The 16,197-nt window shown below is 64.3% G+C and carries 17 protein-coding genes; 8 read left to right on the forward strand and 9 right to left on the reverse strand.

All coding sequences use genetic code 11. The features are described 5' to 3' along the window. Positions 1-169 precede the first annotated feature (169 nt). From BKY26_RS12645 to BKY26_RS12665, 5 genes are all read left to right on the forward strand, one after another. Complete coding sequence (locus tag BKY26_RS12645; RefSeq protein WP_071690751.1) at positions 170-1,570, forward strand: selenium-binding protein SBP56-related protein; 1,401 nt, start codon at positions 170-172, stop codon at positions 1,568-1,570. Further along, positions 1,571-2,245 carry a hypothetical protein gene (locus BKY26_RS12650; protein WP_071690752.1) on the forward strand — a complete coding sequence of 225 codons (675 nt, stop codon included), beginning with the start codon at positions 1,571-1,573 and terminating at the stop codon, positions 2,243-2,245. It abuts the gene before it with no gap. Between the two features lie 79 nt (positions 2,246-2,324). Continuing rightward, complete coding sequence (locus BKY26_RS12655; protein ID WP_071690753.1) at positions 2,325-2,624, forward strand: (2Fe-2S)-binding protein; 300 nt, start codon at positions 2,325-2,327, stop codon at positions 2,622-2,624. After that, positions 2,617-4,017 (forward strand): FAD/NAD(P)-dependent oxidoreductase, encoded by a 1,401-nt coding sequence (locus tag BKY26_RS12660; RefSeq protein WP_071690754.1) that lies wholly within the window; start codon positions 2,617-2,619, stop codon positions 4,015-4,017. Before BKY26_RS12655 ends, BKY26_RS12660 begins: the two co-directional genes overlap by 8 nt. A 1-nt stretch (position 4,018) precedes the next feature. After that, on the forward strand, positions 4,019-4,360 hold the full coding sequence (locus tag BKY26_RS12665; protein ID WP_071690755.1) for a RidA family protein: 342 nt from the start codon (positions 4,019-4,021) through the stop codon (positions 4,358-4,360). 2 nt (positions 4,361-4,362) lie between these two features. Here BKY26_RS12665 and BKY26_RS12670 read toward each other — a convergent pair whose 3' ends face one another. The 5 genes from BKY26_RS12670 to BKY26_RS12685 all read right to left on the reverse strand — a co-directional run bounded on the left by BKY26_RS12670 (position 4,363) and on the right by BKY26_RS12685 (position 10,360). Next, positions 4,363-6,366: a hydantoinase/oxoprolinase family protein gene (locus BKY26_RS12670; protein WP_071690756.1), complete on the reverse strand. Its 2,004-nt coding sequence runs from the start codon at positions 6,364-6,366 to the stop codon at positions 4,363-4,365. Between the two features lie 361 nt (positions 6,367-6,727). Beyond that, positions 6,728-7,606, reverse strand: a complete 879-nt coding sequence (gene yddG, locus BKY26_RS12675) for an aromatic amino acid exporter YddG (RefSeq protein WP_071690757.1) — start codon at positions 7,604-7,606, stop codon at positions 6,728-6,730. A 64-nt stretch (positions 7,607-7,670) separates the two neighbouring features. Beyond that, positions 7,671-8,330, reverse strand: coding sequence for an SOS response-associated peptidase (locus tag BKY26_RS12680; RefSeq protein WP_071690758.1), 660 nt, complete (start codon positions 8,328-8,330; stop codon positions 7,671-7,673). A gap of 99 nt (positions 8,331-8,429) precedes the next feature. After that, on the reverse strand, positions 8,430-8,594 hold the full coding sequence (locus BKY26_RS20420) for a DUF1127 domain-containing protein (RefSeq protein ID WP_169829068.1): 165 nt from the start codon (positions 8,592-8,594) through the stop codon (positions 8,430-8,432). 161 nt (positions 8,595-8,755) lie between these two features. Further along, positions 8,756-10,360: a bifunctional metallophosphatase/5'-nucleotidase gene (locus BKY26_RS12685; RefSeq protein WP_071690759.1), complete on the reverse strand. Its 1,605-nt coding sequence runs from the start codon at positions 10,358-10,360 to the stop codon at positions 8,756-8,758. A gap of 123 nt (positions 10,361-10,483) precedes the next feature. Here BKY26_RS12685 and BKY26_RS12690 point away from each other — a divergent pair, with 123 nt between their 5' ends. Together BKY26_RS12690 and BKY26_RS12695 are read left to right on the forward strand one after the other, a co-directional pair. Then, positions 10,484-10,822 (forward strand): DUF952 domain-containing protein, encoded by a 339-nt coding sequence (locus BKY26_RS12690; protein ID WP_071690777.1) that lies wholly within the window; start codon positions 10,484-10,486, stop codon positions 10,820-10,822. Between the two features lies 1 nt (position 10,823). Continuing rightward, positions 10,824-11,876, forward strand: coding sequence for a quinone-dependent dihydroorotate dehydrogenase (locus BKY26_RS12695; protein WP_071690760.1), 1,053 nt, complete (start codon positions 10,824-10,826; stop codon positions 11,874-11,876). 79 nt (positions 11,877-11,955) lie between these two features. Here BKY26_RS12695 and BKY26_RS12700 read toward each other — a convergent pair whose 3' ends face one another. The 3 genes from BKY26_RS12700 to BKY26_RS12710 all read right to left on the reverse strand — a co-directional run bounded on the left by BKY26_RS12700 (position 11,956) and on the right by BKY26_RS12710 (position 14,250). Beyond that, on the reverse strand, positions 11,956-13,212 hold the full coding sequence (locus BKY26_RS12700) for an MATE family efflux transporter (RefSeq protein WP_227435025.1): 1,257 nt from the start codon (positions 13,210-13,212) through the stop codon (positions 11,956-11,958). Between the two features lie 61 nt (positions 13,213-13,273). Beyond that, on the reverse strand, positions 13,274-13,801 hold the full coding sequence (locus BKY26_RS12705) for a PaaI family thioesterase (protein WP_071690762.1): 528 nt from the start codon (positions 13,799-13,801) through the stop codon (positions 13,274-13,276). After that, the gene (locus BKY26_RS12710) at positions 13,798-14,250 is read right to left on the reverse strand and encodes a PaaI family thioesterase (protein ID WP_071690763.1); all 453 of its coding nucleotides are present in this window, start codon (positions 14,248-14,250) and stop codon (positions 13,798-13,800) included. Before BKY26_RS12710 ends, BKY26_RS12705 begins: the two co-directional genes overlap by 4 nt. A gap of 123 nt (positions 14,251-14,373) precedes the next feature. Here BKY26_RS12710 and BKY26_RS12715 point away from each other — a divergent pair, with 123 nt between their 5' ends. Next, the gene (locus tag BKY26_RS12715; protein ID WP_071690764.1) at positions 14,374-14,733 is read left to right on the forward strand and encodes a MerR family transcriptional regulator; all 360 of its coding nucleotides are present in this window, start codon (positions 14,374-14,376) and stop codon (positions 14,731-14,733) included. Between the two features lie 52 nt (positions 14,734-14,785). Here BKY26_RS12715 and BKY26_RS12720 read toward each other — a convergent pair whose 3' ends face one another. Continuing rightward, complete coding sequence (locus tag BKY26_RS12720; RefSeq protein WP_071690765.1) at positions 14,786-16,099, reverse strand: glycosyltransferase family 61 protein; 1,314 nt, start codon at positions 16,097-16,099, stop codon at positions 14,786-14,788. Between the last annotated feature and the right edge of the window lie 98 nt (positions 16,100-16,197).

Genomic DNA, 16,197 nt, shown 5'->3' on the forward strand with positions numbered 1-16,197 from the left:
TCGCGCCGAGATCGGCCTGAAACTCATTGATCTGGCAAACCGCGTCAGCGGCGCCATCCAACTGTGCAACGTGGCCGAGGTTTGAGGAGACCCGCGCCACACCGCGACAACAAGGGAAGGAAATTCACGTCGCGCCCGAACGGGCATTGTTCATTCAAGGGAGGAAAAAATGACACTCAGACCGGATCCGACATTCCACGCCACCGCGCAGCTTGCCATGCAGGCCCCGGTGGAAACCTACGGCTTTACCGTGATGCTGAGCCCCGACGGTTCTCAGCCCGACGGGATCGCCGTGGTCGATCTCGACCCCAAATCCGACAGCTACGGCACCATCGTCCACACGGTGATGATGCCCTACAAGGGCGACGAATTTCACCATTTCGGCTGGAACGCCTGTTCGTCGTCGCTGTCGCCCCTGACCGGCCACGCCTTCCTTGAACGGCGCTACCTGATCGTGCCGGGCATCCGGTCCTCCCGGATCTATGTCATCGACGTGAAGGACCCGCTGAAGGCCAGCATTCACAAGATCATCGAGCCCGAAGAGGTCTTCGCCAAGACCGGCTATTCGCGTCCCCACACCATCCATTGCGGGCCCGAAGGCATCTATGTCTCGACGCTCGGCGGCGGCGGCGAGGATGGCACTGACGGGCCTCCGGGCATCTTCATCATGGATTGCGAGACCTTCGAGATCATCGGCCAGTATGAAATGGACCGGGGCAAGCAGGACAAGCATTACGATTTCTGGTGGAACCTGCCGCAGGATTACATGGTCAGTTCCGAATGGGGCCTGCCGCCGCAGTTCGAGAACGGGATCGTGGCGGAGGATCTGCTGTCCAACAAATATGGCCATTCGATCCATTTCTGGGACCTGCGCAAGCGCAAGAACATTCAGACCATCGACCTGGGTGAAAACCACCAGATGGCGCTGGAAATCCGGCCCGCGCATGACCCGAAGAAATCCTATGGCTTCTGCGGCGTCGTGGTCGACACCACCAATCTGCAAGGCGCGATCTTTACCTGGTGGCGGGGCGAGGATGGCACCTGGCAGGCCAAGAAGACCATCACCATCGACCCGCGTCCCGAGGATCCGGAGAACCTGCCGCCGCTTCTGCAGGGCTTTGCCGCCGTGCCACCGCTGGTCACCGATATCGACCTCAGCCTCGACGACAAGTATCTCTATGTCGCCTGCTGGGGACTGGGCGAGATGCACCAGTACGACGTCAGCGACCCGATGAACCCCAAGCTCGCCGGCAAGGTGGAACTGGGCGGTATCGCACGCAATGCCAAGCATCCAAGCGGTGGCGAGTTCGCCTTCGGCCCGCAGATGGTCGAGGTCAGCCGCGACGGCAAGCGGGTCTACTGGACCAACTCGCTCTATTCCACTTGGGATGAACAGTTCTATCCCGGTGCGGAAGGCGGCCAGATGGTCATGGCGAATGTGGGTGAGAATGGCGGGCTGGAGCTTGACCCGAACTTCTACATCAATTTCCCCGAAGGCCTGCGCGCCCACCAGATCCGCCTGGAAGGCGGCGATTGCTCGACCGACAGCTTCTGCTATCCGAACGTCTGAATGGGCACGGATATAACCACTTTGACGGCCCTCTGGGGGGCCGTCATTCTGTCTGGCCTCTATCACGGGGTGAACCCCGGCATGGGCTGGCCCCTTGCCGTGTCCGCCGCGCTGATGGAGGGCAAGCGTAGCGCCATGGGCAAGGCGCTTGTGGCGCTGGCAGCCGGGCATTTCCTGTCGATGACGGCAATCCTGCTGCCCTTTTCCCTGATGACGGCCCTTGTCAGCTACGAGATGCAGATCCGCATCGGCGCGGGCGCGCTGGTCGTGGCCATGGGCATCTACCTGCTGATCAACCGCAAACACCCGCGTTTTCTGGCCCGCGTGCATCCCGCACGGCTGGCGCTCTGGTCGTTCCTGGCCGCGCTCGCCCATGGGGCGGGGCTGATGCTGGTGCCGATCTATCTGGGCATCTGCGGCATTGACGCAGGCCCGACCGAGGGGCACGAGGCCGCGCAGGCCCTGATGGGCCAAAACGTGCTGACCGCCTTCGTCGTGGCTCTTGTCCACACCTTCGCGATGACGCTGGCGGGCGGGATCATCGCCGTGATCATCTACCTGTGGCTCGGCCTGAAATTCCTGTCCCGCACCTGGTTCAACCTCGATATTGTCTGGGCGCTCAGCCTCGTTCTGGTGGGCGCGGTCGGGATCTATACGGCCTATTACGGACATTAGGCGAAGGTGATCGGTAGACGCTGAGTATCGCCTTGCGCTACGAGTTGTCGTGCGGCCCCCTGCCCGTCTGGAAACCGTCATGCCCGCCGACAGCCCCTTTGTTGCTTTGTCCCATCCGGAACGGCTCGTCCCCGTGCAGGTCGACGGCAAGGAGCTGATGCTGCCCGAGGGCGAAAACCTGGCCGCATCGCTACTGGCCGCCGGGGTCCGGAGCTTTCGCGAGACGCCGGTCTCCGGCGCCCCCCGCGCACCGTTCTGCATGATGGGGGCCTGTTTCGACTGCCTTGTAGAGATCGACGGTATCCAGCGTCAGGCCTGCATGCTGAGTGTCACGGAAGGGATGGACATAACTCGGCCCAGAGGGGCCACCCATGGCTGAGTTCGATCTTGCGATCATCGGGGCAGGTCCGGCGGGAATGGCGGCGGCTGTTGTCGCCGAAAAGGCGGGCCTGCGCGTGGCGCTTCTGGATGAACAACAACGCCCCGGCGGCCAGATTTACCGCGATGTCAGCCGGGCAAGCGCGGACCGGGTGCGCGTTCTGGGGGCGGACTACTCCTACGGCGCGGGCCTGACGACAGCGCTGGCCGAGAGCGGCGTTCAACACATCCACGGGGCCGTTGTCTGGGCCGTCGAGGACGGGTTCCGGCTGTCCTACACCGCCAATGGCACCGCAGCGCAGGTGAGTGCGCAAAGGGTGCTCATCGCCACCGGCGCGCTGGAACGCCCCATGCCCCTGCCCGGCTGGACCCTGCCCGGCGTCATGACCGCAGGCGCTGCGCAAATCCTGTTGAAAGGCTCCGGCGTTCTGCCCCAGAGGGCCGTATTGGCGGGCAGCGGGCCGTTGATCTACCTCGTGGCCGCGCAGATGGTCAGGGCCGGGGTGCCTCCGCTGGCCCTTGTCGAAACGCAAACGCGCGGTGATCTTTCGCGCGCGCTTCGGCACCTGCCCGGCGCCCTGCGGGGGTGGCGTGGTCTGGCCAAGGGGCTTGGCCTGATACGCGAATTGCGCCGCGCCGGGGTGAAGCGGTTCACCGGGGCGGACAGGCTGACGGTGGAGGGCACGGATAAGGCCGAGGCCCTCTGCTTCCGTGCAGGGGGCGAAGATCACCGCATTGCCTGTGAGACTGTGCTGCTGCATCACGGGGTTGTCCCGAATACGCAGGTGGCGAGATCCATCGGGGTCAGCCACCGCTGGTCCAGCGCACAGCAGGCGTTCACGCCGGTTCTGGAAGCATGGGGCGGTACTGACCGGCCCGGCCTGTTCATCGCGGGTGACGGTGCCGGGATCGGCGGGGCGATGGTGGCCGAGCTCTCGGGTCGTCTGGCGGCCCTGAAACTGGCGGAGGAGGCCGGGCACCTGAGCATATCGGAACGTGACAGGCGCGCCGCGCCTCTGCTTCGCGCTCGGTCGCGGGAACTGGCCATTCGCCCCTTTCTTGATGCGGCCTATCCGCCTTATCCGGGGGCGCTTCGCCCCGATAACGACACACTCATCTGCCGCTGCGAAGAGGTCACGGCGGGTGAGATCCGCCAGACCGCCGCGCTTGGCTGTCTTGGCCCCAATCAGGCCAAAAGCTTAACCCGTGCGGGCATGGGGCCGTGCCAGGGGCGCTATTGCGGGCTGACGGTGACATCCCTTCTGTCCGAGACGACCGGGCAAAGCCCCGACGAAACGGGCTATTACCGAATTCGTCCCCCCCTGAAACCGGTGACGCTTGCGGAACTGGCGGCAATGGCCGAGACAGGGGCAACAGACCCTGAAGGAGAATAATATGATCGAGCGGATCGAGACCGGCCAGCGCATGAGCAAGATCGTCAAACATAACGGCGTGGCCTATCTCTGTGGTCAGGTCGGCGCGGGCGACAGCGTGACCGAACAGACCGAGGATTGCCTTGCCCGTGTGGACGCGCTGCTGGAACAGGCCGGATCGTCGCGCGACCGCATTCTGCAGGCCATCGTCTGGCTGTCTGACATGGCCGATTTCGCCGAGATGAACGCCGTTTGGGACGCCTGGGTGCCCGAGGGCCACGCGCCCGCCCGCGCCTGCGGCGAAGCGAAGCTCGCCCGTGACGTGCTGAAGGTCGAGGTGATCGTCACTGCCGCCTGCGACTGATCTCAGCCATGGGCGATGCGGGGGCGGCCGGTGGCCGTGACGGTCACTTCCGCCTCCACGAACATCGACCTTCCCTCGATTTCAACCTCGCGGATATCGCGGGTGTGGGTCAGGGTCAGATCCTCGGCCCCGGCGCGTTTCGCCCGGTCGCTGGCTTGGTGCGACAACGCGGCCTGCAACGCGTCAAGCGCCGCATCCCGGTCCCCGAAAAGCGTCGGTCCCTCGGGCAGGTGGACCGTGTAGCGCCCCTCGCCCGCACTGGTCACCACGCCAGAAACCATCTGCCGGATCTGCCCGACCACCGCGCCGATGGCATTGGCGACGCCTGCATGTTCCGGCAGGATCATCCTGCAGTCCAGCCGCTCGCCAACCGCACGGTAATAGTTGGGGGCCGACGCCCCCAGGCCGATCACCGGCACCCCGATCCGCGTGGTCAATTCCACGATCCCCCGATGCGGGGTCAGGCCCGAGCGGGTCAATACGTGACGGGCCAAGGTTGCGGGGGCATGGTCGGCGAACGCGCGATCCTCGGCAAAGGCAGCTTCCAGCAGGCAATCGACGGTCTGTTCCGTCAGTTGACCCACGATCATCCGGGCGAGTGTTTCGGCCCCGTCCGCCAGCCGGTTGCCGCTGCCCCCGCGCTTGCGCGCCATCAGCTGCAATCCCAGTCGTGCGGCCGCCGCATTCCAATCCGTGAGGGTGCCCAGAACATGGCTGGCGTCGGATGGCGTGACGCCTGACAGCATCACCAGCCCGCGGGCCACCAGCCGATCGAGCGCCGCGCCTTCCAGCCGGGACTTCAACAGGCCCTGCACCGGCATCGGTTCCGTGATCCGCTCCAGCAGCGCCGCATCACGAGGCGGCAAACCCGCCGGATCGCCCGCCATCGGCACCACGAAGCGGCCCGCATAGTCCAGCGCCACCTCGGCATTGAGCGCCTTTTCCAGCGCCTCGATCACCATCTCGGGATGGTCATGGGCCAGCAGCGACAGCGGCATCAGCCGCCGGGGGCCAAGGCGCACGCCCCCTTGCAACCCTTCGGACAGAACATGCACCTCGCTGTCACCGCCAAGCCCGGTGGTGCGCATCGCCACCGCCTCGACCATGGTGCGGAAACCGCCCACCAGAGCGCCCTCGGGGTCGATCTCTGGCAATCCATCCCTCAGCAGCGCCACGTCCGTTGTGGTGCCGCCGATGTCAGAGACCAGCGCATCGCGCTCCCCGGTCAGCCAACGCGCGCCGACAAGGCTGGCGGCGGGACCGGAGAGGATGGTTTCAATGGGCCGTTCCTTGACCATGGCCGCAGAGATCAGCGCCCCGTCCCCGCGGACCACCATCAGCGGTACGGAAATTCCCAGCTTGGCAAGGTGCCGCTCACAAGCCGCCACCAGCCGCGCGATGGAGCCGACAAGACGGGCGTTCAGCAGCGCCGTCAGCGCCCGTTTGGGGCCATTGAGCTTGGCTGACAGCTGATAAGAACAGGTCACGGGCCGCCCGGTTTCCTGCGCGATCAGGTCGCGCGCGCGTTTTTCATGCGCGGGGTTGCGGGTAGCAAAACGAGAGACGACGGCGAAGGCCTCCACCTCGCCCTTCAGCGCGCTTACCGACGCCAGCAGCGCGGCCTCATCAAGCGGCGCAGCCTCGCGCCCGTCATGGCCGTGCCCGCCCGTGATGGACACCAGAGGGTCCCGGCCAAGCGCCTCGGTCAGCCCGCCACGGTCGAGGTCTTTCTCGGTAAAACCGATAGAGACCAGCGCCACACGCCCACCCTGCCCCTCGACCAGTGCATTGGTGGCGAGTGTGGTCGACAGCGACACCAGCGCGATCTGATCGGCCCCGATCCCGGCCCCCGCCAGTGCCGCATCCACAGCGCCGCCGATGCCGATGGCCAGATCGTGCCGCGTGGTCAGGGATTTGGCCGCACCGATCACGCTCTGCGCCGCCTCGTCGATGATCGCCGCATCCGTATAGGTGCCGCCCGTGTCCACGCCGAGCAGATAGGCCATGACCCTGTATCCTTCCGTCCTGTTCGCCCTACGGCAGATAGGACAGGACTGGCCCGCCGTCACGGGTCTTCTGCGACCTCTGGGCGGGAAAGCTGTCGGAAACGGGCAGCGATTTCAGCCTTCGGGCGGGCTACGGGAGCCAGACAGGCGTAGGCAATGCAGCACGGGCGATACAGGAGTTCCACCTCACGAAATGGGCAGCGGATTGGCATCAAACCGAAAGTGGAAACAATCGCCCCATTTCGGCCATTATTGATTGCTATTGTTTACGAGACGGAAAAGAATCAACAATGATCGAGCAGCCGTCCAAATATTTCCTCCCTGGACTGACACTGGGCCGCCCTTCGTGGGCGGCCTGTTTCTATTGGGGTTTGCGGCGCAGGATCATGTCCTTTGCCGCAACCGTGGCCCCCAGAGTGATCAACAGGCAGGCAATGGCGATGACCCAGGTAAAGGGGCTTGCCCCGAGCGCGACCAACAGCAGCGTGGACAGCAGCGGCGCCGAATAGCTCGCTGCGCCAAGCACCTGGATATCGCCATGTTTCACCCCGATATCCCAGACGAAGAAGGCCAGCCCGACCGGCCCTATGCCTAACCCGACCACGGCGAGCCACTCGCCCACACCCTGCGGCCAGACCGTGTCCTCCAGCATCAGATGGGCACCCGTGGCCAACAGCGCGGTGACAAGGCAGAACCCTGTCACCACATCGGTCGGCACCTCGCGAAAGCGGCGCGACAGGACCGAATAAGACGACCAGAAGAACGCCGCCAGAAAGGCGATGCCATAGCCAAAAGCGTAGTCGGGATTGAGCGCGATCCCCTGCCCCCGCGTCACGATCAGCACCGCCCCGGCAAACCCCATGAGCGCACCGGCAACATGATGCAGCCCCAGCCGTTCCCCCGGGCCAAGTGCAGACATCAGCACGATCAGCAGCGGCCAGAGATAGCAAATCAGGCTCGCGTCCACCGTGGGCGCGTTCCGAAGGGCCGTGAAATAGAGGAAATGGTAGCCAAAGAGCCCGACAATCCCAAGCGCCCAGACCTTGGCGGGCTGGCGCAGGGCGGCAATGCCCTGAGGGCGCACGACCCATGTCAGCGCCCCGGCCAACCCGCCGATGCCAAAGCTCATCGCGGTCAGCTGGAACGGCGGCACCTGCCCGCTTTCGGCGGTGAAATAGGCCAGCAGCGCCCAGAGAAGAATGGCGATGAAACCGATGCCGGTGGCGGTGGTGCGGGACATGGGCGGGGGCCTTTCGAAAGCTGCCCCTCGCCCTAGCAACAGGCACATGATCCGGCAAGATGGCTCAGATCGGTTCGATCAGATCCGGCCCTTCGGCGCGGTTGGAATTGACCTTTGGGTCCACCCGGTAGCTTTCGAACCGACCCGCCGGGGCAGCCTTCATCAGCAGCGCGGCCCCCTTGCCCTCTTCCCCCAGCCACTTGCCCCAATCCTCGCGTGCAAGGCTGACAGGCTCGCGATGGTGGATATGGCTGAGCCCCTCCCCCGCCGGGCAGGTGACAATGGCGAATGTTGTGAACGCGTCGTCCCCCTGCGCCCAGTCCTGCCAGATCCCGGCCAGCACCAGCGGGTCGCCGTCGGCGGGCCGGATATACCAGGGCAGGCGCTTGCCATCCGCATCCTTGGTCCATTCATAAAACCCGGTCGCCAGCACAAGACAGCGACGTTGGCGGCAAGCGTCCCGGAAGGCGGGCTTTTCGGCGATGGTCTCGGCGCGGGCGTTGATCAGCAGCGGCCCGCCCGTGGGCGATTTGTACCAGCGCGGCAGAAACCCCCAGCGCATGGGGCGATAGAGCCGCGACCCTTCGGCAGAGGTCACCACCCCAACGGCCTGCGTCGGACAGACGTTGAACCGCGGCCCGTCCGGCAGATCATTGGCGGGCGCGGCATTCACGAACCGCGCCATTGCGTCGACCTTGTGGGTGATGGTCATGCGTCCGCACATGGGCAGACGTTAGGCGCGCATTGCCGCCCCCGCAAGCAGGCCAAATGCAAAAAGGCCGAGCGGATGCCCGGCCCTCATCTGGTCTCGCATCCTGACGGATCAGGCGCCGTAAACGGCCCGATGCGCGATCTTGCGGATGTCGCCGGAATAGATGTCGAGGTCGAGCCGGGTTTGCAGCGGCAAAGTGCTCAACTCGCGCAGGGTGCGGCGGTAGGCGGCGTATTTGCGGACATCTTCGGCAAGTTTGGTATGAGCGAAGGACATCGGTAACTCCCTTCAGGTTTCGCGTTTCGATACGCCAAATATGTTAGCGCCAACAAAAACGACAATTGCCAAGCTGCGAAGCCCGATTTGCGTGAATTGCATGGCAATGAAAAGGGCCGGGCAGTTCCCTGCCCGGCCTCAATCCTGCAATGTCGATCAGCTTATTCAGCCTCGATGATCCGGCCCTCAAGCGTCGGCATATAGGGGCTGTTTTCTGCCAGGTAATCGGCCACCACCTGTTCCAGACCCGGACCGAAGTCATAGGCATTCATGCCATCGGACGAGAAGATCCGGTAGCCGTCGCCACCCGAGCGCATGTAGTTGTTGGTCACGACGCCATAGATCGCCTCCGGGTCGATCGGCACAAAGCCATCGGCGGTTTCGATCTCGACCGACACGATGCGGCTGCCGGGCTCGCCCGCCGGGGTCCACGTATAGCGCATGCCCGCAACCTGCGGGAAGCGGCCCGCGCCGTCCTCGACCTGGCTGACCCCGTTTTCCAGCGCGGCGATGATGCCGGCACCGGACAGCTGGAAGGTGGCCACGGTGTTCTGGAACGGCAGAACCGTGAAGACCTCGCCCATGGTGATCTCGCCCGCGTCGATCGACGCCCGCAGACCGCCGCCGTTCTGGATGGCCACATCCATGCCCTGATCGCGGGTGCGGTCCAGCATGGCCGTCGCCACCAGAACACCCATCTGGCATTCACGGGCCCGGCAATTGTCGCGCGAGCCGTCGATCACGTCGGCAGCCTCGGCCACAACCTCGGCCATGGCTTCCTCGATCGGGGCCGCCAGTTCAGCCACGCGCGCCGCGATGGCCGCATCGGGCTCGACCGAGGCATCCAGCAGCATGGTGTTGCCGTCGGCGAAGATCAGGTTGCCGTCATCGTCGAAGGTCACCTCAAGGTGGCCCAGATACTTGGAATAGGCATAGGCCTGCACGATCGGCACCATTGCACCATCGGGACCATCGACCCAGGTCGGATAAGGCCCGTGCCGGTCGGGATCATCCGCCGACAGGTACGTGTGCGAATGGCCGCCGACAATCAGGTCAAGCCCGGTCACGGCTTCGGCAATCCGCATGTCCTGCGGCAGGCCCACATGGGTCAGCGCGATGATCATGCCGACGCCCATCTCGGTCAGCTCATCCACATCGGACTGGATCGCATCAATCTCGTCCTGGAAGATCACGTTGGGACCGGGGCTGGAGGTTTCGGCGGTATCGGTCGCAAGCGCCGAGATCACGCCCACCTGATGGCCATTCACGTCGAGCACCACATAGCTTTCCACCTGCCCGTTGAGCTCTTCGGACTGGCTGAGGTCCAGGTTGCCCGAAATCACCGGGAAGCTGACCGTATCGAGGAAGCGGCGGAAGTTGCCGGGGCCGTCGTCAAACTCGTGGTTGCCCACGGCCATGACGTCAAAGCCGATGGCTTCCATCATCTCGGCTTCCACATCGCCCTTGAAGGTCGTGTACATGAGCGAGCCCTGGAACTGGTCGCCCGCGTCCATGACGATCACGTTCTCGCCTGCGGCGGTCAGTTCGTCGCGCAGGGTGTTGATGGCGGTCGCCACACGCGCCACGCCGCCAAAGCATTCGCCTGCGGCGTCATCTTCCGCCGAACAGGTGCTGTCGAAGCGGTTGATCGGCTGGATGCGGCTGTGAAGGTCGTTGATGTGGAGAATATGAAGGGTCACGTCGGCAGAAGCAGTCGTGCCGAGGGCAACGAGCATGGCCGTCGAACACAGGATTCGAGCAAACATCGGAAAAGACTCCCTGTTATGTGTTATCCCCACAGCTTGGCGGGGGCCATCGCGCAAGTAAAGGGGGTCGATGACCGTGATGTGACACTTGACGCCGGGTCGCTCTCGGGCCAAGTCCGGCTCATGCTGATTTACAAGATCCTCCGGGCCCCGGAATGGGCCGAGCTGCAGGCCAGGGGCGAAAGCGCCGGGGCGCCTGTGGATATCGCTGACGGCTTCGTGCATTTTTCCACCGCCGAGCAATCCGCCGAGACAGCCGCCAAGCACTTTGCGGGGGCGGACGGGCTGGTTCTGCTGGCGTTGGAGACTGATGCGCTTGGAGACGCCCTGAAATGGGAGGTTTCGCGCGGGGGGGCGCTGTTCCCGCATCTTTACGCGCCCTTGCGGCTGGCGGATGTTCTCTGGTCCAAGCCTCTGCCGCTGGTGGACGGTCGCCACGTTTTCCCCGATCTGGAGGGCTGAGATGCTGGAACGGATGGGCATGGCGCTGATGCGCCGGATGGACCCGGAGGCCGCGCATGGTCTGGCGCTGAAGGCGCTGAACATGGGCCTAGCACCCCTGCCCGGCACCGTGACCTCCGACCGGCTGCGCACGACCGTTGCGGGCCTGACCCTGCCCAATCCGGTCGGTCTTGCGGCAGGGTTTGACAAGAACGCAACCGCTCTGCCCCCTCTGTCGCGCGCAGGCTTCGGCTTTATCGAAGTTGGCGCCGCCACCCCCCGCCCCCAGCCCGGAAACCCGAAGCCGCGCCTCTTCCGCCTGACCGAGGACCGCGCCGCCATCAACCGCTTCGGGTTCAACAATGACGGGATGGAGGCGATTGCGACCCGATTGGCCACCCGCCCCAAGGGCGCGGTGGTGGGGCTGAACCTTGGGGCCAACAAGGACAGCGACGACCGGTCCGCCGATTTCGCCCGCGTCCTGACCTGCTGCGGCGCGCATGTGGATTTCGCGACCGTCAATGTCTCCTCTCCCAACACGGAAAACCTGCGGGATCTGCAGGGCAAGGCGGCGCTTGAGGCGCTGCTCGCGGGCGTCATGGAGGTTCGGGGAAGCTTGCCTATGGCGATACCGGTCTTCCTCAAGATTGCGCCCGATCTGGATCAGGCGGAGATCGCCGATATCGCCGAAGTGGCGCTCAGCTCCGGAATCTCGGGCATCATCGCCACCAACACAACGCGGTCCCGCGACGGGTTGCAAAGCGTGCATCGAAACGAGATGGGCGGCCTTTCCGGCGCACCGCTTTTCGAGATGAGCACCCGCGTGCTGGCACAGCTGTCGCAGCTGACCGAGGGCAAGCTGCCGCTTATTGGCGTGGGCGGCGTGGGGTCGGCGGAACAGGCCTATGCCAAGATCCGCGCGGGCGCCTCGGCCGTGCAGCTCTATACGGCGCTGGTCTATGGCGGGTTATCGCTGGCCGCAGAAATCGCGCACGGGCTGGATGAGCTGCTGGCGCGCGACGGGTTCGCGACGGTGGCCGACGCCGTGGGAACCGGGCGCAGCGACTGGATTTGAACACTGCGATTGCGGCCGGGCGGTGGAAAAATCTTCGAAGATTTTTCTGAAAAGGATTTTCGAAAATCCTTCCCAGCGCCTAGCCCACAGCGCGCTCCAGGGCCGGGTAGCGCGCGCCAAGCGTCACTCCGCGCGCGATGAACGAGATGTGCAGCGCCAGCCACAACCCGTGATTGCCCATCGGCTCCAGCAACAGCCATAATGCCGCGTAATAGATCAGCGCCGAGATGATCATCATGTTGCGCATATCGGCAGACCGCGTGGCGCCGATAAAGATCCCGTCGAACATGATCAGCCCCAGGAAACTGATCGGCCCGGCGATCATCCAGGGCAGGTAATGCATCGCCTCGGCCTGCACCTCCGCATCCTTAGCCATGACGCCGATCAACCAAGGCCCCAGCACCGCGAATCCGATGGCCAGCAGAACCGCCGTTCCCATGGCCCAGGCCGAACAGCGCACAGCCGCCTTGCGCAGCAGCCCCCGTCGTCCGGCTCCGAAGGCCTGCCCCACCAGCGCCTCGGCGGCGAAGGCATAGCCATCGAGCGCATAACCCGTGATATGCAGGAACTGCAGCAGCACCTGGTTGGCGGCCAGCGTCACATCCCCGAACCGCCCCCCGAGCAGCAGGAACGAGACGAAAATCGTCTGCAACAGCAACGAGCGGATCATGATATCGGTATTCACCACAGCCATGCGCTTCAGCCGAACGCGGTCAAAGACCCGGCCCCAGTCCTTCCAGCCCGGCCCGGCGAACGCCCCCCGGCACAGCCACAGGCCCAGCGACAGCCCCGACCATTCCGCGATGAAGGTGGCAAAGGCCACGCCCTCCACCCCCCAGCCCAGTTGCAGGACAAAGACGAGGTCAAGAACCACATTCACCCCGTTGATCCACAGTTGCAGACCCAGCACCGCGCGCGTCCGCTCCTGCGCGATCAGCCAGCCGGTGATCCCGTACATGGCGATGGCCGCAGGGGCCGACCAGATGCGGATCGCCATATAGCCGCGCGCCAGCCCCTCGACCTCGTCACTTGCGGGCGTGACCCAAAAGGCCCCGGCATAAATCAGCCGTTGCAGCGCAATCAGTGCGACCCCGCCCGCAAGCCCGATCATCAGCGCCCGCGTCAGCAGCGCCACGACCTCTGGCCCGTTCCCCTCGCCCGCGGCCTGCGCGGTCAAACCGGTGGTGCCCATGCGCAGAAAGCCGAAGATCCAGTAGATGGCGGACAGCACGATGGCGCCCACCCCCACGGCGGCAATCGGCGCGGCCTCGGGGATCTGCCCCACCACGCCGGTATCGACGGCACCCAGTATGGGCACCGTCACATTTGCCAGCATGATCGGCAGCGCGATCTTCAGAACCCGTTGGTGGGAAATGGCGTCAGCCGCGCCCGCGCTCTCAGCCAACACGCGCCCCGTTGCCATTGCGCGAGGGCATCAGGAAATGCCCGGTGGCCTGCGCGAAAAGCTTGTCGCGATTGTCCTGCCACGCCTCCACATGCACACTGGCATAGCGGCGGCCCGACCGGTTCACCCGCGCCCGCGCATAGGCATCGCGCGGCAGCCCGGCGCGCAGGTAATCGACGGTGAAGTCGATGGTCTTGGGCAGGCGCGGCATGGTTTCGGGCGACAGGTCCTCGGCGGCGGTGCGACCGGTTTCGATATCATCCCACAGGGTCTGCCAGCTTAGCCCGATGATCGCTGTCATCTCCAGGAAGGAGGCAATCGCCCCGCCGTGCAGTGCGGGCAGGAACGGGTTGCCGATGAGCTTCTCGTCATAATGCATGATCGCGGTCAGCTCATCGCCACGCCGGTCGAACTCGATTCCCATGAAGCGGGCATAGGGCACGCCCTTCACCAGCAGCTCCAGCGCGCGGTCGCGACGTTCCTTGACGACCTGAACGGGTTCGGGGCGGGGGCGGTTCATGCCTTGGCCTCCTTTTCCTTCGGGCGTTCCACGGTAAAGGCTCCGGCTGCGGTGGCCACGGGCCGATCCTCATCCTCATCGAATGCGCTGGCACGGACAAAGCCCACGGACCGGGTCACATTATAGCATTCCGCCCGCGCGATGATCCGCTGACCGGGGGTCGCCGGGCGCATGTAGTCGATGCGCAGATCAATCGTCGCGGTACCTGCGGGCGCGTCGGGGTGGCTCATCACCGCCGCACCGCCGCATGTGTCCATCAAGGCCGAGACGGCACCGCCGTGAATGACACCGCTTTGCGGATCGCCCACCAGATCCTCCGACCATGGCATCGAGATCACGGCAAACCCGTCACCGATATCGTCAAGGTTCATGCCCAGAGCCTTGGAGAACGGAATCGCCTCGATGAACTGCTTGGCGATGCGGGCTTTTTCGCCGGCTTTCAGCGTCATGGGCGGTCCCTCCCCTCTTCTTTCGGGTATTCGAAGTATGAAACAGGGAACACGGTTTTGCATTCCCCGCAACCCTGATGCACAATCCCGTTACGGCAAGAGTCAAGACAGAGCGGGACGACCATGGCTGAGGAAAGGCTGACATTCAAAGAGATGTGCGCACGGTTCGACGTGACCCCGCGCACCTTGCGTCACTACGAGTATATCGAGCTGCTGTTTCCCGAGAAGGAAGGCCGCCAGCGCTTCTATGGCCCGCGCGAAGTGGCCCGCATGACGCTGATCCTGCGGGGCCGTCGCTTCGGCTTCAAGCTGGAAGACCTGCGTCAGTGGCTGGAGCTTTACAACGCCGACCCGGAACAGCGCCTGCAACGCAAGGTCTGGATGGAAATGGCTGGCAAACAGCTGGATGAATTGCGCAGCCGCCGGGACGAACTGGACGAGATCATCGTCGAACTGGAACGCATGCGCGATGTTTTCAAATAGAGGCCGTCAAGCAAACTGAATGCCCTGAAGGGCTGACCACGCTTCGGTCGATCTAGTCCCCGCGGATCGCCGCGAGAACCTCGGGGATGTCGACGCGCCAGGCATCGCCTGACAGCGGTTCTCCGAACACAGGCGCATAGTTCAGGCCGCGTCGGGCGGCGATCATTGCAAAGGCCGCTGTTCCCTTTTGCGGGTGGAACATCTCGATGCAGCGCGATCCGGGCTTTGCCGCGAAGAGCGAGGTCAGCGCGCCCCCATGAGGCGCAACGATGACATCGGCTCCCATGATGGCCCCAAGCTGGCCGACGCCGTCCAGCGCCTCCATCCGGATCGTGGTGAATCCTTCGGCCTCCAATGCGGCCTGCAACTCAGCTTCATTGCTCAGGGGCCTCCGGCGCATCCCCATGCGCGAAAGGTAGATTTTCCTGCCATGATCCGAAACAGCTCCGACCGCACGCTCAGCAGCGGCTGCCATTTCCGCCATCAGCTCTGCATCACAATAGTGGAACGGGTGACTGTGGCTGTGCGCGCCCAGTGAATCGCTGCTCATCACCAAACTGCCCACGCTGTAGACATGACCCGGGCGTGCCGTCTGAAAACCGGGATCAAGGGCGTGCTGCATCACTTGGTTCAGCGGGGCCGAGGTTTCGGGCAGATAGATGTCTTCTGACGCCACGCCATAGGTATCACGCAGGATCAGCCCTCTGGTCAGTTGATCGGCGACGAAATGGGCCGGATTTCCAGGATTATGGCGGTCGCCGCAATAGGCCATCACCCGGATCGGAGTCACCCTTCCCGCAGCGATCTGCTGCGCCATCGCCGGGCCGGGAAGAGCCGTGGATTGTGCATCAACACGGTCGCCACGCATGATACAAAAGCGATCTCCGCGATTGGCAAACAGAACATCCCGGAAAACATGCACCCTTGCCGTTTTCACCTGCTGCGGCCCGGCGAGATGCAGGCGTGCGATCTTGGGGGCCTGCGCAAAGGGCTCGGCGATGGACGTCGGAAGCGGATCAATGACACGATCCAGTGGCTTGGCGTGGGCGCACAGGTCCGCCTCTTGCAGATCCTTCAGATGTGACCAGCGGGGCCGATTGGCCAGATGGGGAAGAACGAGAGACGGTTGATTGAACGGCATGGGCGGCATGCCCGCATCGCTCCGCAGCCAATTGATCGGCGCCAGATGCAAGTGCGTCCCAAGTTTGTACGAGATACCCAGGCGCTTTACCGCGCGGGAGAAAACCCGTTTGGCGATCTGTATCAAAATCGTGAAGACCTTAAGAGCAATCTGATGCCGCACGCTACTGCGCCCGATAATCGAAAGCAAGTCGCGCGACGGGCCATCGTCGAACAGCGTTTCCAACGCGTCCCGCGCCCACGCACCCCCTGTTTGAAGCCGATAGAATCGGCAGGTTCCGGGATGGATTGGCGTCACCAGGTATTGCGCGGTGGTGGCAGGAG

The sequence above is a fragment of the Nioella sediminis genome, assembly GCF_001879695.1.
Taxonomy (GTDB): Bacteria; Pseudomonadota; Alphaproteobacteria; order Rhodobacterales; family Rhodobacteraceae; genus Nioella; species Nioella sediminis.